Annotated in this window: 15 protein-coding genes and 1 other RNA gene; 7 read left to right on the forward strand and 9 right to left on the reverse strand. The window is 48.5% G+C overall.

The window, feature by feature from the left end; translation table 11 throughout:
• The first annotated feature begins 95 nt into the window (after window positions 1-95).
• The 7 genes from lpdA to ACXAGX_RS06180 all read left to right on the forward strand — a co-directional run bounded on the left by lpdA (window position 96) and on the right by ACXAGX_RS06180 (window position 8376).
• Window positions 96-1514 carry a dihydrolipoyl dehydrogenase gene (gene lpdA / locus ACXAGX_RS06150; protein WP_474821346.1) on the forward strand — a complete coding sequence of 473 codons (1419 nt, stop codon included), beginning with the start codon at window positions 96-98 and terminating at the stop codon, window positions 1512-1514.
• A gap of 140 nt (window positions 1515-1654) precedes the next feature.
• Window positions 1655-4723, forward strand: coding sequence for an ammonium transporter (amt, locus tag ACXAGX_RS06155; RefSeq protein WP_474837235.1), 3069 nt, complete (start codon window positions 1655-1657; stop codon window positions 4721-4723).
• A 3-nt stretch (window positions 4724-4726) separates the two neighbouring features.
• Entirely contained in the window at window positions 4727-5224 is a 498-nt protein-coding gene (locus ACXAGX_RS06160; protein ID WP_474821351.1) for a hypothetical protein, read from the forward strand.
• 173 nt (window positions 5225-5397) lie between these two features.
• Complete coding sequence (locus ACXAGX_RS06165) at window positions 5398-5679, forward strand: DUF1289 domain-containing protein (protein WP_474837237.1); 282 nt, start codon at window positions 5398-5400, stop codon at window positions 5677-5679.
• A gap of 75 nt (window positions 5680-5754) precedes the next feature.
• Entirely contained in the window at window positions 5755-6573 is an 819-nt protein-coding gene (locus ACXAGX_RS06170) for an HDOD domain-containing protein (protein ID WP_474837239.1), read from the forward strand.
• Between the two features lie 59 nt (window positions 6574-6632).
• Window positions 6633-7454, forward strand: coding sequence for a DUF481 domain-containing protein (locus ACXAGX_RS06175; RefSeq protein WP_474821363.1), 822 nt, complete (start codon window positions 6633-6635; stop codon window positions 7452-7454).
• Window positions 7455-7632: 178 nt separating this feature from the next.
• On the forward strand, window positions 7633-8376 hold the full coding sequence (locus ACXAGX_RS06180; protein ID WP_474821367.1) for a DUF481 domain-containing protein: 744 nt from the start codon (window positions 7633-7635) through the stop codon (window positions 8374-8376).
• Window positions 8377-8448: 72 nt separating this feature from the next.
• On the opposite strand, the gene ACXAGX_RS06185 is transcribed toward ACXAGX_RS06180, so the two are convergent.
• From ACXAGX_RS06185 to ssrS, 9 genes are all read right to left on the reverse strand, one after another.
• Window positions 8449-9252, reverse strand: a complete 804-nt coding sequence (locus ACXAGX_RS06185; RefSeq protein ID WP_474821371.1) for a substrate-binding periplasmic protein — start codon at window positions 9250-9252, stop codon at window positions 8449-8451.
• A gap of 1 nt (window position 9253) precedes the next feature.
• Entirely contained in the window at window positions 9254-10375 is a 1122-nt protein-coding gene (locus tag ACXAGX_RS06190) for a porin (protein WP_474837241.1), read from the reverse strand.
• A 207-nt stretch (window positions 10376-10582) separates the two neighbouring features.
• Complete coding sequence (serA, locus tag ACXAGX_RS06195; protein ID WP_070125060.1) at window positions 10583-11812, reverse strand: phosphoglycerate dehydrogenase; 1230 nt, start codon at window positions 11810-11812, stop codon at window positions 10583-10585.
• 143 nt (window positions 11813-11955) lie between these two features.
• Window positions 11956-12612, reverse strand: coding sequence for a ribose-5-phosphate isomerase RpiA (gene rpiA / locus ACXAGX_RS06200; RefSeq protein WP_474821381.1), 657 nt, complete (start codon window positions 12610-12612; stop codon window positions 11956-11958).
• A 118-nt stretch (window positions 12613-12730) separates the two neighbouring features.
• Window positions 12731-13339, reverse strand: a complete 609-nt coding sequence (locus ACXAGX_RS06205; RefSeq protein ID WP_474837244.1) for a 5-formyltetrahydrofolate cyclo-ligase — start codon at window positions 13337-13339, stop codon at window positions 12731-12733.
• The gene (locus ACXAGX_RS06210) at window positions 13320-14924 is read right to left on the reverse strand and encodes a GAF domain-containing sensor histidine kinase (RefSeq protein WP_474837246.1); all 1605 of its coding nucleotides are present in this window, start codon (window positions 14922-14924) and stop codon (window positions 13320-13322) included. The genes ACXAGX_RS06205 and ACXAGX_RS06210 overlap by 20 nt, the downstream gene beginning before the upstream one ends.
• Before the next feature lie 77 nt (window positions 14925-15001).
• Window positions 15002-15943 (reverse strand): nucleoside hydrolase, encoded by a 942-nt coding sequence (locus tag ACXAGX_RS06215; RefSeq protein ID WP_474821392.1) that lies wholly within the window; start codon window positions 15941-15943, stop codon window positions 15002-15004.
• 15 nt (window positions 15944-15958) lie between these two features.
• Complete coding sequence (locus ACXAGX_RS06220; RefSeq protein ID WP_474837248.1) at window positions 15959-16858, reverse strand: ribokinase; 900 nt, start codon at window positions 16856-16858, stop codon at window positions 15959-15961.
• Between the two features lie 21 nt (window positions 16859-16879).
• A non-coding RNA gene (ssrS, locus tag ACXAGX_RS06225) (6S RNA) lies at window positions 16880-17062 on the reverse strand.
• Window positions 17063-17259 lie beyond the last annotated feature (197 nt).

Raw genomic sequence — 17259 nt, forward strand, 5'->3', positions numbered from 1 at the left:
GATCATAAAGCCGTATCGGCTTTACAGGCATTAACAGCCCTAGTTACAATCCGTAACACATAGTTATCAAATATTTGGACAGATTTGAGGTCACAATGAGCGAAATAAAAACGCAGTTAGTAGTATTGGGCGCAGGACCTGGTGGTTATTCCGCCGCTTTCCGCGCTGCTGATTTAGGTATTGAAACCGTTATCGTAGACGCCCGTGAAACGTTGGGTGGGGTATGTTTGAACGTAGGCTGTATCCCTTCAAAAGCCCTGCTGCATGTTGCTAAAGTGATCAAGGAAGCTAAACACCTGTCATCTCACGGTGTGACGTTTGGCGAGCCTGAAATCGATCTGGACAAAATCCGCTCTTATAAAGACGGCGTTGTTGGCCAACTGACTAAAGGTCTGGCTGGCATGTCTAAAATGCGTAAAGTTAAGCATGTTCAGGGCTACGGTAAATTTACCGGTGCAAACACCCTGGAAGTAGAAGGTAACGACGGTAAAACCACCATTACTTTCGAAAAAGCGATCATCGCTGCGGGTTCAGAGCCAGTATCTCTGCCTTTCATCCCTGAAGATGACCGCGTAATCGATTCAACCGGCGCGCTGGAAATGAAAGATATTCCGGAAAAAATGCTGGTACTGGGCGGTGGTATCATCGGTCTGGAAATGGGTACTGTTTACGAAGCGCTGGGTGCGAAAATTGACGTGGTTGAGTTCCTTGACCAGCTGATCCCTGCTGCTGACAAAGACATTATGAAAGTCTTCATGAAAGACTATAAAGACAAGTTCAACATCATGCTGGAAACCAAAGTGACCGCGGTTGAAGCAAAAGATGATGGCTTGTATGTAACTTTCGAAGGTAAGAACGCCCCTGCAGAAGCCGTACGCTACGACAAAGTACTGGTTGCTGTTGGTCGTCGTCCTAACGGAAAACTGGTAGGCGCAGACGTTGCTGGCGTTAATGTTGATGACCGTGGTTTCATCAATGTAGACAAGCAGATGAAGACTAACGTTGACCATATCTTCGCTATCGGTGACCTGGTTGGTCAGCCTATGCTGGCGCACAAAGCCGTTCACGAAGGCCACGTGGCAGCAGAAGTTATTGCCGGTAAACAGCACTACTTCGACCCGCGTTGCATTCCTTCAGTTGCCTACACTGAGCCAGAGGTTGCCTGGGTTGGTCTGACTGAAAAAGAAGCGAAAGAGCAGGGTATCAACTACGAAACTGCGACGTTCCCATGGGCAGCGTCTGGTCGTGCAATCGCGTCTGACGCAACCAACGGTATGACCAAGATGATCTTCGATAAAGACACAGCACGTGTTATCGGTGGCGCAATGGTGGGTACCAATGCCGGTGAGATGCTGGGCGAAATCGGCCTGGCTATCGAAATGGGCGCTGATGCAGAAGATGTCGGTCTGACTATTCACGCTCACCCAACGCTGAACGAGTCAATCGGTCTGGCGTGTGAAATTTTCGAAGGCAGCATCACTGACCTGCCTAACCCGAAAGCGAAAAAGAAATAAGCGCTTTAAACGGTTAATAAAAACGAGGCTTCGGCCTCGTTTTTTTATGCCTGTAGGAAAACAGAAGAATTCTGTTAATAATCAATTTAGTGCATGTTAATTGCATCATCCTAAACAAAATTTAAAATCAGGGACAATCTTTGGCAGAATCCGCGTGGTTGCTGGCTTCAGCATTTCTTGTTTTTCTCATGCAGGCAGGTTTCTTATGCCTCGAATCCGGGAAAATTCGTAGTAAAAACAATATCAATGTTGCTGCTAAGAACCTTTCTGATTTCATTATTGCCGCCGTTGCATTCTGGGCTTTCGGGTTTGGTGTCATGTTTGGTGATTCTGCTGACGGCATTGTTGGTGCGAGCGAGTTCTTTTTTGGTGCACAGCACACCGCCTGGCAATACAGTTTCTTCCTGTTTCAACTCATGTTTTGTGGTACTGCCGCTACGCTGATGTCTGGTGCGGTGGCTGAACGCATGTCATTCAGTGGCTACATTGCCATTTCAGTCATTCTCTGCTGTTTGATTTATCCGCTTGTTGGTCACTGGGCCTGGGCATCATTATTTAATGCTGAAAATCAGGGCTGGCTTGAAAGTCTGGGGTTTGTTGACTTCGCCGGCTCTACCGTTGTTCACAGCGTTGGTGGCTGGGTAGCACTGGCGGCAATCATCGTTATCGGTCCGCGATTAGGACGCTTCACAAAAGGGCGTCGGCAACCCTCAGCCAGCAACATGCCCTTTTCGGTTCTCGGTACCTTACTCATCTGGTTAGGCTGGTTCGGTTTTAACGGCGGTAGTGCGCTGGCGTTGGATGAATATGTGCCCGCGATAATTTTTAATACCTGCCTGGCCGGGGCCTGGGGAGGTCTGATTGCCACACTGGTTTGCAGAATGCTGTTCGGCTACGTGGATGTCTCGTATATGTTAAACGGCGTGATCGCGGGTCTGGTTGCCATCACCGCATCGGCTGACGTCGCCTCGCCGCTAGCGACTATGCTCATCGGCATTGGTGGCGCCTTGATAATGGTATTGGGTGTCGAGCTGCTGGAAAGATATAAAATTGATGATGTGCTCTGTGTGGTGCCGGTCCACCTGGGAGCCGGTATTTTTGGCACCCTTGCGGTTCCTTTTTGCGTTGCTGTGTTGCCGGAAGGATTATCGCTGGCAGGTTTCCTCGGTGTGCAGCTGCTGGGCATCACCGTCATTGGATTTTTCAGTTTTGTTTCGTCCCTGGGTATCCTGCTGGCGCTGAAAAGGGTCATTCCATTAAGGGTGTCGGCCCGTGACGAGCTGTTGGGCATGAACATTTCTGAGCACCAGGCTTCTACTGAAATTATCGATTTGCTGAGGGTAATGAAAACCCAGTCCCGTCAGGGCAACTTTAACCGCCGGATGCCGGTAGAACCCTTCACCGAAGTCGGTCAGATTGCCCAGGAATACAACCGGGTTATCGGACGGGTACAAACGGAAATCGATCAGCGTCAGCAGGCGCTCGAAGACTACCGCTCCAGTGAGCAGCGTAAAACGGCCATCCTCGACTCTTCCATGGACAGTATTATTACTCTCGATCGGAACGGAACCATCTGTGAGTTTAATCCTGCCGCAGAACGCACCTTTGCCAGTTTGCGGGCTCAGGTCATCGGTCAGAATTTTGTTGAGCTGATGGTGCCCGCAAAGCACCGTCAGGCGATTTATACCAGTCTTGAGCACAAGTTTACCGCCTCCGTGGGCCTGCTGATCAATCGCCGGAATACACTTCTGCTTTGCCGCAGTAGCGGAGATACTTTTCCCGCGGAAATAACGGTCACCGGCGCGGGAGCAACAGAACCCTGGAAGCAGGAGTTTACCCTTCATATCCGTGATGTGACCCGTCAGCGTAAAGTACAGGACAAGCTCAGACAGCTAGCCTACAGCGATCCCCTCACGGGTTTATTCAATCGCACCTATTTTCTGGAATGTCTGGAAAAGGCCCTGAAGCAGATGTCAGCGATTCAGCCCTCGGTGTGTGTATTTTTCCTCGATCTTGATCGGTTTAAAAAGGTTAACGATACGCTGGGTCATAAAGCTGGCGATGAGTTACTCATTGAGGTCGCAAGACGCCTGCGCTCAGTGACACGGGATGACGACGTCATCGCTCGCTGGGGCGGCGATGAATTTGTGCTTTATATTACCGGGGGACTTAATCAGTCGGCTGTAGAGGCGCTGGCAGAAAAAATTCTTATTAGCATGAGAGAACCCGTCACCCTGGCAGGGCAGGAGCTTAAGATCCCTACCAGTGTTGGATTTACCCTGTGCGACGAGTCTAATGTGACACCGGAAAGTCTCATCCAGCAGGCGGATATTGCCATGTATTACGCCAAGCAGGATGGTCGTGATAATTATAAGGCATTTCGTTCTGAGATGGCGAACAAGGCCTCTCAGGACTTTAACTATGAGCAGGCCATGCGTCAGGCACTCATCCGTGACGACGAGTTCTACATGGTTTACCAGCCGAAAGTAAATCACACCATGGAAATTGTAGGCATTGAGTCGCTGGTGAGATGGAAAACTAAAACCAGTGAGCAGGTGAGTCCGGCTCAGTTTATTCCACTGGCTGAAGAAGCAGGGCTAATTATTCCGCTTGAAAAGAAAATTATTGAAATGGTATTTACTCAGATTGCCGAATGGCATGCTGATGGCTTTGCTGCTCCCCGGGTTGCGGTGAATATTTCCGGCAAACATCTGCTATCCGGGGAGCTGCTTACGTTTATAAAGAGTGCGATGAATGTACACGGGATCAGTGGCAAACAGCTTGAAATTGAAGTCACAGAAGGGGTATTCCTGAGTGATTTAGAGCGCTGCTCAGAAGTCCTTAATGCCCTTCGGGGGATGCGTATTAAAATCGCCATCGACGATTTCGGTACCGGCTATTCTTCGCTGAATTACCTAAAAGCACTGCCGGTGGATATTCTTAAAATTGACCGCTCCTTTGTGGACGAGTGCGCCTCGTCACCGGAAGATTCAAAAATATGTGCAACTATTATCGGCCTTGCGGAAACACTTGGATTCACTACCATCGCTGAAGGAGTAGAGAACCAGGCGCAGTTTGATTTCCTACAAACGAATGGTTGTGACGAATTTCAGGGCTATTTTTTCCATCGTCCGTCTGACCCGAAAGCAATTGAACAGTTGTTTAATAAATGTGCAGAGGGTACATTGGAGGCAAACGGCGGAGAATAAATAATGCGCGAGAAAGCATGGAGGCTCATAAAACTTTACAACGATGTCCTGGTTATCTTGGGATTGTTGGTTGCTTACCTGCTTTACCTACAGTATCAGTCCTGGCAGGCTCAGACGCTCATCCACGAGCTGCGCAAAAGTGACTTCGTGTTTATCGACTATCAGGCTATCGATCCTGAGTCCGACAAGCGCTTCCGCTATATTCCTATGAAAGTGCTGAATACCGGCGAAGAGAATATCACTTTTAAAGTGGGGAATATTGCCTTTACTAAGCCCGTATCGCCACGCACGCACATGCAGTTCGATAGGCCGCTTTTACTGCGAAATTTCTACCGCGACGGCACACTGAGCATCGCATCAGAAAAAGTGGTTGATTGGTTTGAACAAGGCATTATTTACGATGTCAGACGCCCAAAGAGTATCTACATCGATGGCTGGATCGTTATCCATGAGCGAGAAAGGTATTTTGATAATCCAAAGCAGCCCGAGGCATCGACATAATTCATCACAATTCTTACACGTAAAAGCCGCTTTCACACATTAATCTGGCTAAGGTTGTTATCGTAAAGACATTGAATCTGACCGCATCTGATTGCGGTGCGGGTAGCTTAGCGTCTACACTGTTTCACAACGAACTGGCAGAGAAGCGTGTTGATGAGTCAAATAGGTAAAAGATGGCGGTAAAAGCACATCACCCTGATCAACTAGAAATCTTTGCGGTACCCAGTCCTTGCGTGGGTGTATGCCAGTCTGGGCCAAAGGGTTGTTGTTTAGGTTGCTATCGTAGCCGGGATGAGCGCTTGTACTGGCTGAAAATAGACGATGCTGCCAAACGCACTATCATTCGTGCTTGTCAGCGTCGCAAAGCGTTAGCCCTGCGTCAATCTAATGATGCAGGTAGCGCAGGCGGTGTAGATACGCCAGAGCAACAGTCTTTGTTCCCCGAAGGCGACTAGCACCCATGTACAGCGTCTGAATCGACGTTGAATTGCAAACGCATCAGAATAACAAATCAGGTAAGTGCATCGTTTATGGAAAAGTATGTAAAGTTTGCTTCTCAGTCCTTCACATTCCCCACTGTCTGCGTAAAAATCAGAGAAGTCTTAGATGATGCACGTTCTGACATGCATGACGTGGGGCAATTGATTGCGATTGACCCATCATTAACCGCTAAGATTCTCCGGTTAGCGAACAGTGCGCTCTTTCGTTTTCCGTCTCAAATCGATTCTATCACCAAGGCTGTTAACGTTATTGGTGGTGAAGCCTTGTACAATCTGGTTATTGCTGAAACGGCCAATTCTGCTTTCAGTCATTTCAGCAGTGAGCATATTAATCTGGCCAATCATTGGCAGGTATCGGTGTACAACGGCATGTTGGCAAAGTATCTGGCCAGACACACAGGATTGAGAGGGGATGAGCGGTTTTTTGCCATGGGAATCTTGGCGCATTTTGGCGAGCTAGTGGTGGCAAAGAAAGATCCCGAGCGTTATCTGAAATACCGCGCAGATGACAGTGCACTTTTGCCATGGGAGAAGCAGCAAACCCATTTTGGATTTACCTTTGCGGCATGCTCAGGTGAGATCATGGAACGTTGGCAGCTGCCTAGGCCGCTTTATTACCCGGTAAAAAATGTTCACATAAGTAATAAACAAGCTGAAGATGTGGATATTGGTTTGTTGGCCGCTTCAATGCGGGTTACAATTCGTCAAAATCTGCACGCAGATTACGGTGAGATTGAACTTGTCACACCTGAGATAACTAATAAATTAGTGGTTCAGGGAGAGACCCTGGGTAATGCAATCGCATTCGCGGATCAAGAGACCTTCAAGGTATCTGCATTAATCCTGTAAGAATATGATCAATCGCCAGGGACGGTTCTTAACAAGTGCGCTAAATAAAAAAATATAACATGTTAAATCCGTTTATAACCCGGTTTCTACTGGCGACTGCCTGTTTGTCGGGCTGCCTGTGTACGGCTCAGGCTGCCGATAGAAACCTGATCCAAACGCTGTATCATACCGATTTCGGCGAAATCGGTGATGGTGGACAGCCGCGTTTTACCCTCGATGGTGAACTCGGTTTGCTGGCCGCAAAAGGTAATACCAACGCGAATTCATTGAAGGCCGCTTTGCGCTCTGAACATGAAACCGCACGTTGGAACAACAATTACGCCGCAGAGTTACTTTATAAGCAAAGTAAAACTGAAAATGACGACGGCGAAGAAACCAGCGAAGTCACCGCTCAGCGTTTTTTTGGCGCTGCGCAATTTGATTATAAACTTATGACGCCGGGACAACGTACTTTCATGTACGCCGATTATGAGAACGACCGTTTTAACGGTTACGATTATCGTGCGTCGCTGGCAGCCGGGTGGTCGCAACGTATGTGGAACGAAGACGAAAGCTCTTTTGTTTACAGCGTCGGTCCGGGCTATGCCTTCGTTTCTGTTGAAGATGGCACTGAATCTAACGTAAATAACGGGTTTATCGCCCGGGCTTCATGCGAGTATCAATACATGTGGAATACCGGTGCCCAGTTACGACAGTTCCTGAGTGCTGAGGTGGGAGCGGAGAATATCAAAACCCGTTCAACCACCGCGTTGTCTGCAAACTTGTTTGATTCTCTGGCAATGAAGCTTTCTTTCAATTTGGCCTATGAAACGTCTCCTTTGGAAGATGTGGAAGGGTTAAACACAGAAACTTCGGTATCTATCGTTTACCGGTTTTTTTAAAAAATAATAAAAGACGTCGCTGAACGACAGCGCGCTACTAGCAGTGCCACCGGAACGGCACTTCGCTTTGGGACGGGGAACAATCACTATCACGGATGATTTACGCTAAGTCGGATTTAAAAGGTTGATAGAGAAGTACAACAAACCGGCGTGATGGAAACCTATATTAGGAATACAAATGAAAAAGCAAGTTTTAGCAGTTGCTCTGCTCACCGCTCTTGGCTCCACTTCAGTAATGGCACAGGATGACGTTAAGCCGTTCACACTTGAAGGTGGACTGGGTTTTATCTTTACTTCAGGTAACACTGAGACTACGTCAATTAACGCGTCTTTAGTGGGCCACCAGGAGTTAGATAAATGGAGCAACGACTATACGCTGGAAGGGTTGTACAAAGAGGAAACCGTTGAGGTTGATGAGGAAGAAGTAAACCGCACGTCTGCGCAGAAGTTTTTCGCATCAGGCCAGGGTAACTACAAACTGGAAAACCCTGATTACCGCCTGTTCGGATTTGCTTCATACGAAGATGACCGCTTCAGCAGTTACAACTATCAGTCAACATTGGCTGCGGGTTGGAACCAAAAGCTTTGGGAAAACGATACAACCTCTCTTGAATACTCAGTGGGTCCGGGTTATTCGTGGGCTGAAACACAGGAAGACGTTGAACAGAACAGCTTCATCGTTCGTGCTTCTGGTGCCTTTGAATGGTTGATTTCTGATACCGCTAAATTTACCCAAACGGTCAGTACCGAGGTGGGTAGCGAGAATACTAAATCTCGTGCGGAATCAGCGCTTTCAGCTACCATTAGCGGTAACCTTTCTATGAAGTTGTCGGTTAAGCTTGATCACAACTCTACGGTTAACGAAGGTGTTGAAAAGCTGGACACTGCCACTGCAGTAACACTGGTTTATAGCTTCTTCTAAGTTGTAGCAATAGCAAAAAGCCCGGTAACCTTGCTTAGGTTAACCGGGCTTTTTCATGCCTGAAATCTTGGTTTAGCGTCTGTCAAAATCCACTGGCTTTTTCGGATCTTGATAATAGCCTTCCCGCAGTAATCGCTTAAATTTGTCCAAAGAACCGTCACGTTTAAGCTCTTGCAGCCCTTTATTGAAAAGCTCCAGCACCAAGCGATTATCCCGGCCTTTGGGCACCAACAAGTGCGTGGTTACCGTGGAAAGAATGGGTTCGATAGCGATGATTTCGTCACGTTCTGCATCATTGAAATCCCGCTCCAGCAAATACCAGCCTGTTAGCTCATCGATAGGAAATACATCAATGTCGCCGTCGATGAGAGCATTAAAGTTGTCTACATCGGTTTTTGCTTCAACCACATTTTTGCCTTCTTTGATGTAGGCAGCCAATTCGTTGTTGTACAGGTAGTCTTCGGTGATCCCCATTTTAAAGTCTTTCATGTCAGACAAGGCAGACCACATCCGCGGGCCAGACGCATTATTCGCGTAAAACACCAGGTTTTCAGAGGTAATCGGTTCGCTGTGCCAGAATTCATCTTCCCGCTCTCGAACATAATTACCGTAAGACACCGCATCAAACTTACCGCTTAATGCACCTTCTAAAGCTTCATCCCAGCTTAAGGATACGAATTCTACTTCAACGCCAGTTTCCAGAAAGGCTTCGCTGATAATGTGATTCATATAGCCCTCATGCTCCATCTCAGAGGATGTATAGGGCGCGTATTCGGTAGTGGCGATGCGAATTGTCATCCACGTGTGAGCTTGTGAAAGGGCAGGCATGAGAGCCAATGTCAGTAAGCTTGCCTTAATGAGTAGTGATTTAAGCATGTTAGAAATAGATCCCCATACTGATATTTAATCGGTGAGTGCTTTGCGGGTCGTCTGCAAAGTCGAGCCCAATGCCCGAGCCGCCAGAAAACCACATGTTCTTTCCTTGAATGCTATCAACATAAACAAATAGCTTCGACCAGCCAAAGCTGCAACCGTTAACCCACTGCGTGCTGTCACGGCCATTTTCCACGTCGGGCTCAATGAGTGTGTATTCACTGTAGCATTTAATGTCAGACACCGAGCGGAAGCTTACGGGGAGTGTGTAGACAAGGTTTGCCATATACGATTTACCCGCACTAGCCATTAAGAAAGGCGCCTCGAAGGAAGACATGGCTAACCGATCTGTTAACTGTCCCTCTGGGGCAGCGAGGTCGTAATCGTAGTCGAGATATTGCAGTTCAATTTTTATTGGGTCTTGGCTATGACGAAGGTGAACGGCATACGCCGTCATATCACCTTTGTGCTGGGTATCGAAATTAAAAATATCACCTTGCTGGAATGACACCCCCACATCGGTAGTGGTGCGAGGGATAATGTGTGCGGCGTAATTTACGCGAAGATTATACTGTCCATCTTCCTGATTGCGATACTCTGCATCGTCTGCCACATCGAAGGAATAGCGTCCAAATTTGGCTGCGTCGTTATATTCATCATTGAGAAAGTAGGCCGCGTGAACGGTCCAGTTTCTGCGTTCGTACTTCGCCACTACGCCAGCATCATAATCATCTTCGAAGCCCAGGTAGTAGTTGCCCGAAAACCAAAAGCTGTTTGACGCAAAGGGCTGTAAGCCGAAGGGCACCTTCGTGATACCAGCGGTGACATCGAGGTATTCATCGTAGTGGTAGGTTAAATCAGCATAACGCACGGTGTTGAAATCGGTGTTTTCATACCAGCGATAATCCGCTTTATATGAGAAGTCGTCGAATTCGCCGTCGATGGTGAGTTTTAACGATTCGAATTCAAAACCATCGCGTATGGCAGGGGCTTGCCAATCGCGGTGACCATAGTTAACCCGAATGTGTCCACCTAAGTTGAACGGCATGTCATCGGCAGCCATCACCGGCCAGGCAGACAAGGTGATCGCACTGAGAGAAAGATACAGAGACGTGTGTTTTAGCATTCGCAGTCCTTGCTAAAGGTGTATGTCTGCAAAGCAAATCGTGCAGCATTCACTTGGCAATAGGTTTTATTACTATTGATGAAAGTACTCTGTGGAATTCGCGAAAGATCACACCTGCAGGGAGGAAAGCCGTTAGACTGACGTTTAATAGATCAAAAAAATCCGGTCAACAGACCGGATTTCAAGGGGAATGGGCTAACTGAAGGATCAGTGTAGCAACCGGGTTTTAATGGTACCCGCGATGTGTTGCAGTTCCTGTAAACCTTCTTCCGCTTTGTTGGCTTCAACATCTACTACCACATAACCGATGTCAGCGACAGTTTGCAGGTATTGTGCTGCGATATTGATGCCTTTCGCTGCGAACGTCTGGTTGATTTGGTTCAGCACGCCCGGACGGTTTTCATGGATGTGCAGCAGACGTGAACGGCCTGGGTGATCTGGCAGAGAAACTTCAGGGAAGTTAACTGCAGATAAGGTTGAACCGTTGTCAGAGTATTTCGCCAGTTTACCCGCCACTTCAATACCAATGTTTTCCTGCGCTTCTTGCGTGCTACCACCAACGTGTGGAGTCAGGATAACGTTATCGAATTTACGCAGTGGCGATTCAAATTCTTCGTTGTTAGACTTCGGCTCAACCGGGAACACATCTACTGCCGCACCACCAAGGTGATCCGCTTCCAGGGTGTCTACCAGGGCGTCGATATCGACAACGGTTCCACGGGAAGCGTTAATGAAGATGGCACCTTTCTTCATTTTCGCGAACTGGTCTTTTCCAATCATGTCTTTGGTAGAGTCGGTTTCTGGCACGTGCAGAGAAATTACGTCAGACGTTTCCAGTAGTGTATCAAGAGACTTGATTTGTACCGAGTTACCCAGCACCAGCTTGTCTTCGATATCGTAAAACTGTACGCGCATACCTAAGTGTTCAGCCAGAATGCTCAGCTGCGTACCAATGTGGCCGTAACCGATAATACCCAGCGTTTTGCCGCGCGCTTCGTAAGAACCTTCGGCATTTTTCTGCCATTCACCACGATGCGCTTTTGCATTACGAGCAGGGACGCCACGCAGCAACAGAATTAATTGACCCAGTACCAGCTCAGCAACAGAACGAGTGTTGGAAAACGGTGCGTTGAATACCGGAATACCACGAATTTGTGTGGCTTCCAGATCAACCTGGTTGGTACCAATACAGAAACAGCCAACAGCAACCAGCTTTTGCGCTGCTTCAACCACGGCTTCGGTGATTTGAGTGCGAGAACGAATGCCGATGAAATGTACATCTTTGACTTTCTCGATGAGATCTTCTTCGGACAGGGAGGTCTTAAGATACTCCACGTTGGTGTAACCATTGTTAGCCAGGGTTTCCACCGCGCTCTGGTGAACGCCTTCCAGCAGCAGAATACGGATTTTGTCCTTAGGTAGGGATACTTTACTCATTGCCTCACATCTCGGTTAGTTGGTTGCAAAAAGACATCTGGACGTCTATACGGGCAAAATAACAGATATCGTTGGTGGTTAAAAGTGCTATTTAGTCGGAAAACGCCAATTTTTAGCGTCTTCCGATGAACGACTGTGATTTATTAATCCAGCGTGAGTACGCCATTTTCAGTGGCGACTAGCACAACATCGGCGCCGCGATTTGCAAAAATGCCGTTGGTGACCACGCCGACAATCCCGTTGATAGTCGTTTCCAGTTCACGTGGGTTAACAATAGACAAGTTGTGAACGTCTAAAATAACGTTACCGTTATCGGTAATTACGCCTTCTCGATAAACCGGGTCACCGCCCAGTTTTACCAGTTCGCGGGCCACGTAAGAACGGGCCATGGGTATGACTTCCACAGGCAGCGGGAAGTTGCCCAGTACGGGAACCTGTTTGCTGTCATCCACAATACAGACAAAAGTTTTTGCTACGGCTGACACAATTTTTTCGCGGGTCAGCGCTGCACCGCCACCTTTAATCATGTGTTTATGTTCGGTAACTTCATCTGCGCCGTCTACATACACATCCAGTGTATCCACCTCATTCAGCGAAAACACTTCAATACCGTGGGCCTTGAGGCGTTCGGTAGAGGCGTCTGAACTTGAGACTGCACCAATAATGGTATGTTTAATCTCTGCCAACGCGTCGATAAAAAAGTTAACTGTTGAGCCTGTGCCAACGCCAACAATGGTGTCAGCCTTAATGTATTTTACGGCCGCCTCGGCCACCGCTTTTTTCTTTGCGTTCTGATCCATAGGGTTTCTCCAAAGTTTTGCTGAAGTTTAACCGAAAAATGCGCAACCTGTTTATTTTTGTCTGAATTTGCACATCACTAATAGCCCTGGCAAGCAAGGGCCAAAGGCGTGTGAAAGATTATCGCGCTGGTCTGAACACTTGTGACGGCGTTATCACTATATCGAGGGGAAAATCCCAGGGTTCGACTGGCAGGTGATCAACGTGTTGGCAATCGTGGGCCGTACCTATAAGGAGGGGGCGGTTCTTTCTATGTCGGTAAGGCGCCAGCACGCGGTCGTAGAAGCCTCCGCCCATGCCCAAACGATTCCCATCAGCGTCGAAGCCCACTAGCGGCATTAAAATAAGCTGGTGATGGGAAAAGGGCACCACGTCCGGGCACCGCAAAACCGGTTCCTGGATATTGAAACGGTTTCGGGTGAGTACGGTGTTTTGGTGGTAGCGCAGAAATAGCAAATGCTGGCGGTTAAAAGGGTGGATAACAGGCAGACTAAGGATTTTGTCTGCCTGATTTGCTGAATTTATCACCGCCTGTAAACCGACCTCACCGTCGTTTTCAAGGTATGCCGCCACTGTACTCGCCCGCTGCCATTCTGGTAGCTTGGTGAGCTGTTTTGCGAGCTTGTGGGCTGCGTCTTGCTGTGCTTCCGGTGTCAGGCTGTTGCGCTGGGTACGTAAGCGCTTGCGCAAATCGCCTCGGGATAATCCTTTACTGGGTAAACTTGCCATCTGCTATCAGGTAAAAGCTTAAGATTGGCGATAGTGTATCACCATTCAACGGCCAGGCGGTGACGTGATCGGCAGGTATCCTACTGGTTTCATCCACAAACAGTTCGTCACTTATAGCGACAAGGGGAGTGCAGGGATGCTGCTTGCGTACCCTGTCCAGTGTTGCGTGACTACAGGTAGACACCGACATAATTACTAAATCGTAGGGTTGTGTATCAATCAGCGCCATGGCTTGTTGCTCGTTGTCGGCAAGGTCGGCTTGCAAACGGACGTCTGCCAGGGTTGTCACCATTTCCTGTTGATGTGCCTCGTCTTGCTCTACAAAAAGAATGCGTGGCGATTTCATTAGTAGCGGCATTATTTTCTTTATTGAATCTGAAGGTGTAGCATCCGGCTCTTCACTGTTGTCTTGTGCCGATTTCGTGTGAACAGGCTCTACCACAACGGAGAAAGTCACTAAGGTGCCCGCGCCCGGTGCGGATTTTACTTTAAGCTTACCGCGCATTATTTCAACAAGCTTAGGCAGCGCCCCATCCTGTCGGTTCGACACGAAAGCGAGCAATTGCTCATCAGACATACCGTGGCCGTTGTCTCTAACGGTAATGATCAATTCATTGTGGTAGTAATGCACACTCATCTCAATGGGCATGTTCTTTTGCGAATATTGCAATGCATTACCCGTGACTTTCATGATGACTTTGCCCAGTTGGGTTTCATCCAAAAGCACGTTTTCAGGCACTTTACCATTGAGCTTACCGCGAAACTTCATGTTCTTCTGTTTTGCCAATCCTTCCAGGCTATGAAAGATATGATGGAAAAAAGGCCGGGTGGGGGTGTAATCCGTTTCGGCGTGTTCAACGCCCCCAGCGACAGCTTCGGTAGCAAGAATACTGTTCACCGCCCGCATCAGGCCGAGGCCACTTTGTTCAATCAGGCCTAGTGAATGGCGAAACAAAGGTGGCAATGCCGATGCACGAGATTCTTCCTGCAACAAATTGCTGAATGTACAAATCGATTTCAGCGGGGTTTTGAATCGGTGGCTAATATCGCTCAGATACCGGGCTTTGAGGGTATTCACCTGTTTCAGAACATGGTTTTGTTTACGTAATTCCAGGTGTGCAATAACACTACGCCCTAATGTAGCAAGTGCATTGCGTTGCAAGTCGGTGAGAGTGCGAGGCTCTCGGTCAATGGCGCAAAGTGTGCCCAGCGGGTAGCCTGTTGGCGTAACAAGCGGCGTGCCTGCGTAAAAGCGAATGTTAGGCTCGCCGGTAACCAGCGGGTTATCATGGAAGCGCTTGTCGAGCAGGGTATCGTTCACTTCCATCAATTCATCTTTCAAAATCGCGTGGCCGCAGAATGAGATATTACGATGGATCTCGCAGACATCTAAACCGACTTTAGATTTAAACCACTGACGGTCTGGGTCCACCAAGCTGATCAGCGCGATTGGCGTTTCGCAGATCTCCGAGGCCAGAGCGGTAATATCATCAAGGAGGTCTTCGCTTTGGGTGTCGAGAACACCGTAACTGAGTAATTCGGCCAGGCGAGCCTCTTCATTTTCCGGTAATGGGGGCTGGATCATAAATCCTCGTGATTGTCCTTAAGTCACAAAAAAAGCGCCCGGAGGCGCTTTTCAAAATGGAAATATCGCCCCTTAGCTTATAAAGCGTAGGTGCTGATGAACAATTGTTCCAATTTTTCGTGGTCAACATCCACTGCCACGTCAACCATGTTTGCTTCATTCCAAAGCGGGCTTGGCGTAGAGCCAGCCGGTGCAATAACGGTTTGACCGCGATCCAGTTCGCCGGTACCCACACGGGCGTGACCGCTGGTAATAGCAAAGTACTCAGGGTGAACCAGGTGAGCGAGCGGGAACGAGTCGTGGAAGAAACACACGCGCTCGTCGCGGTTGGCTGAATAGAAGTCCACATAAAACTGCGATACTTTTTTCACAAAGCCGCCCAGTTTGTCGTTGCGGGCTTCCAGCTCATCCAAAAATGCTGGCGTGAATGGCGTTTTCAGCGTGACATCCAGACCAAACATGGTGACTTTCCAGTCGGCTGCAAAAACAATCGCTGCGGCGTGGGCATCGTTCCAAATGTTCGCTTCGGCTACCGGGGTTACGTTGCCCGGCACAAACGCCGCGCCACCCATAATGCTTACGCCTTTAATGAGCTTCGGTAATTCAGGCTCAAGACGCAGTGCTAATGCCAGGTTACCCAGCGGGCCAATCGCAACAATGGTAATTTCACCAGGATGCTGGCGCGCCATGTCGACAATAAATTGTGCAGAGCTGCGTGGGTCCAGTTCGCGCTTCGACGCATCCGGGAACGTATTACCAAAGCCGTCGTCGCCGTGCACGAAGTGGGCATAACCCGATTCTGGTCCAACCCATGGCATACCTACGCCTTGCGTTACTGGAATATCTTCACCAGCCAGTTCACACAGGGTAAGCGCGTTGCGGGCAGACATGGTTACCGGTACGTTTCCGAATACGGTGGTCAGGCCCAGCACTTCAATTTCAGGGTGTTGGAAGGCGAAAAATATCGCCATTGCATCATCGATACCCGGATCGGTATCGAGAATAATTTTGTGAGTCATAATTATCCTTGTGAACTATCGGGCATGCTTAGCCAGAAAACGATCGACTTCTTTTTGTTGTGGAATAGATTGCGCTGCGCCTTCCCGGGTAACCGCTATGGCTGATGCCGCACAGCCACGCACCAGTGCCTGTTTAGCATCGGTGTGATTACTGTAGGCCGACAAAAAATAGCCGATAAAACAGTCTCCTGCGGCAGTGGTATCAACCGCATCTACGGTGAAAGCATCCACTTTAATGATGTCACCGCTCTTACGCAGCATCATCACACCGTCTTTACCCATGGTCAGGATCACTTCGCCCTGTTTCCAATTCTCTTTAAACCAGCTGATGATGTCTTCAAACTCATCTTGTCCGGTAATCGCTGCGGCTTCAGTTTCATTGACAATAAGCAAATCAACGCATTCCAAAGGCAGCGACTTAACCGACTCGCTCATAGGCGCCGGGTTAAACGCCACTTTCAGACCTTTCTCTTTTGCTTGTGAAAGAATGTCTGCAATGCTGCTGGTTTCATTCTGAGTCAGTACCCAGTCAGCAGACGTAGTATCGCTTAACGCTTTACGTACGGTGGCATCGGTAATGGTTTGATTGGCGCCGCCAAACAGCACAATGGCGTTTTCGCCGCTGGGCGTGACTTGGATAATCGCATGACCAGACGGTGTTTCACCGCAACCCATATACTGACAATCCACGCCGTGGCGAATAAGCGTTTGTTTAAAAGCGGCATCTGACTGGTGAATAGCACCTACGTGCTTCACATCTGCGCCAGCGCAGGCCAGTGCAATAGACTGATTGGCACCTTTGCCACCCAGTAACTGACTGTATTTTATGGAGGCCAGGGTTTCACCCGGGCGTACGAAATGCTCTACATGGTAGACGTGATCGATGTTTATTGAACCAAAATTAATAACTGCCATTTCTACTTCCGTCGAAAGAGGGCGCCTTCCAGAATGCCGCTGTTCATCGTTCGCCCGTGAACCGAAAGATTCAGGGCGGAAGACTCGTCGTTGCCGTAGGCTTCTCGATACGCGCCGAGCTTGCACAATAGCAACAATGTCATCTTCCTAGGTTTAAAGCATCGGCCAGGGACATGAATGAACTGGCGAACATTCCAGAAGACATAGATTATAAAAACAGCGCAACAGAGTATATCAAACGACAGGCTTCGTGAAGCGGATCACCTGCATAAGTTTACATTACTTTGTAAAAAACACTGAATTATTGGTTCAAAGCCTGTTGTGGTAAGGGTTTCGCATCTTGACCATCTGGTTAAGCTTGGTGCTTAATTGAACAGGTTTGTATCGTCAACAGGAGCGAT

The sequence above is a fragment of the Alteromonas sp. ABV4_515 genome (assembly GCF_056160345.1).

Coding starts and splice junctions, on each gene's coding strand:
- rpiA (WP_474821381.1), bottom strand. CDS start 12,612: ATGGATCAGAACGCAAAGAAAAAAGCGGTGGCCGAGGCGGCCGTAAAA.
- ACXAGX_RS06220 (WP_474837248.1), bottom strand. CDS start 16,858: ATGGCAGTTATTAATTTTGGTTCAATAAACATCGATCACGTCTACCAT.
- ACXAGX_RS06215 (WP_474821392.1), bottom strand. CDS start 15,943: ATGACTCACAAAATTATTCTCGATACCGATCCGGGTATCGATGATGCA.
- ACXAGX_RS06180 (WP_474821367.1), top strand. CDS start 7,633: ATGAAAAAGCAAGTTTTAGCAGTTGCTCTGCTCACCGCTCTTGGCTCC.
- ACXAGX_RS06185 (WP_474821371.1), bottom strand. CDS start 9,252: ATGCTTAAATCACTACTCATTAAGGCAAGCTTACTGACATTGGCTCTC.
- ACXAGX_RS06165 (WP_474837237.1), top strand. CDS start 5,398: ATGGCGGTAAAAGCACATCACCCTGATCAACTAGAAATCTTTGCGGTA.
- lpdA (WP_474821346.1), top strand. CDS start 96: ATGAGCGAAATAAAAACGCAGTTAGTAGTATTGGGCGCAGGACCTGGT.
- ACXAGX_RS06160 (WP_474821351.1), top strand. CDS start 4,727: ATGCGCGAGAAAGCATGGAGGCTCATAAAACTTTACAACGATGTCCTG.
- ACXAGX_RS06205 (WP_474837244.1), bottom strand. CDS start 13,339: ATGGCAAGTTTACCCAGTAAAGGATTATCCCGAGGCGATTTGCGCAAG.
- ACXAGX_RS06170 (WP_474837239.1), top strand. CDS start 5,755: ATGGAAAAGTATGTAAAGTTTGCTTCTCAGTCCTTCACATTCCCCACT.
- ACXAGX_RS06210 (WP_474837246.1), bottom strand. CDS start 14,924: ATGATCCAGCCCCCATTACCGGAAAATGAAGAGGCTCGCCTGGCCGAA.
- ACXAGX_RS06175 (WP_474821363.1), top strand. CDS start 6,633: ATGTTAAATCCGTTTATAACCCGGTTTCTACTGGCGACTGCCTGTTTG.
- serA (WP_070125060.1), bottom strand. CDS start 11,812: ATGAGTAAAGTATCCCTACCTAAGGACAAAATCCGTATTCTGCTGCTG.
- ACXAGX_RS06190 (WP_474837241.1), bottom strand. CDS start 10,375: ATGCTAAAACACACGTCTCTGTATCTTTCTCTCAGTGCGATCACCTTG.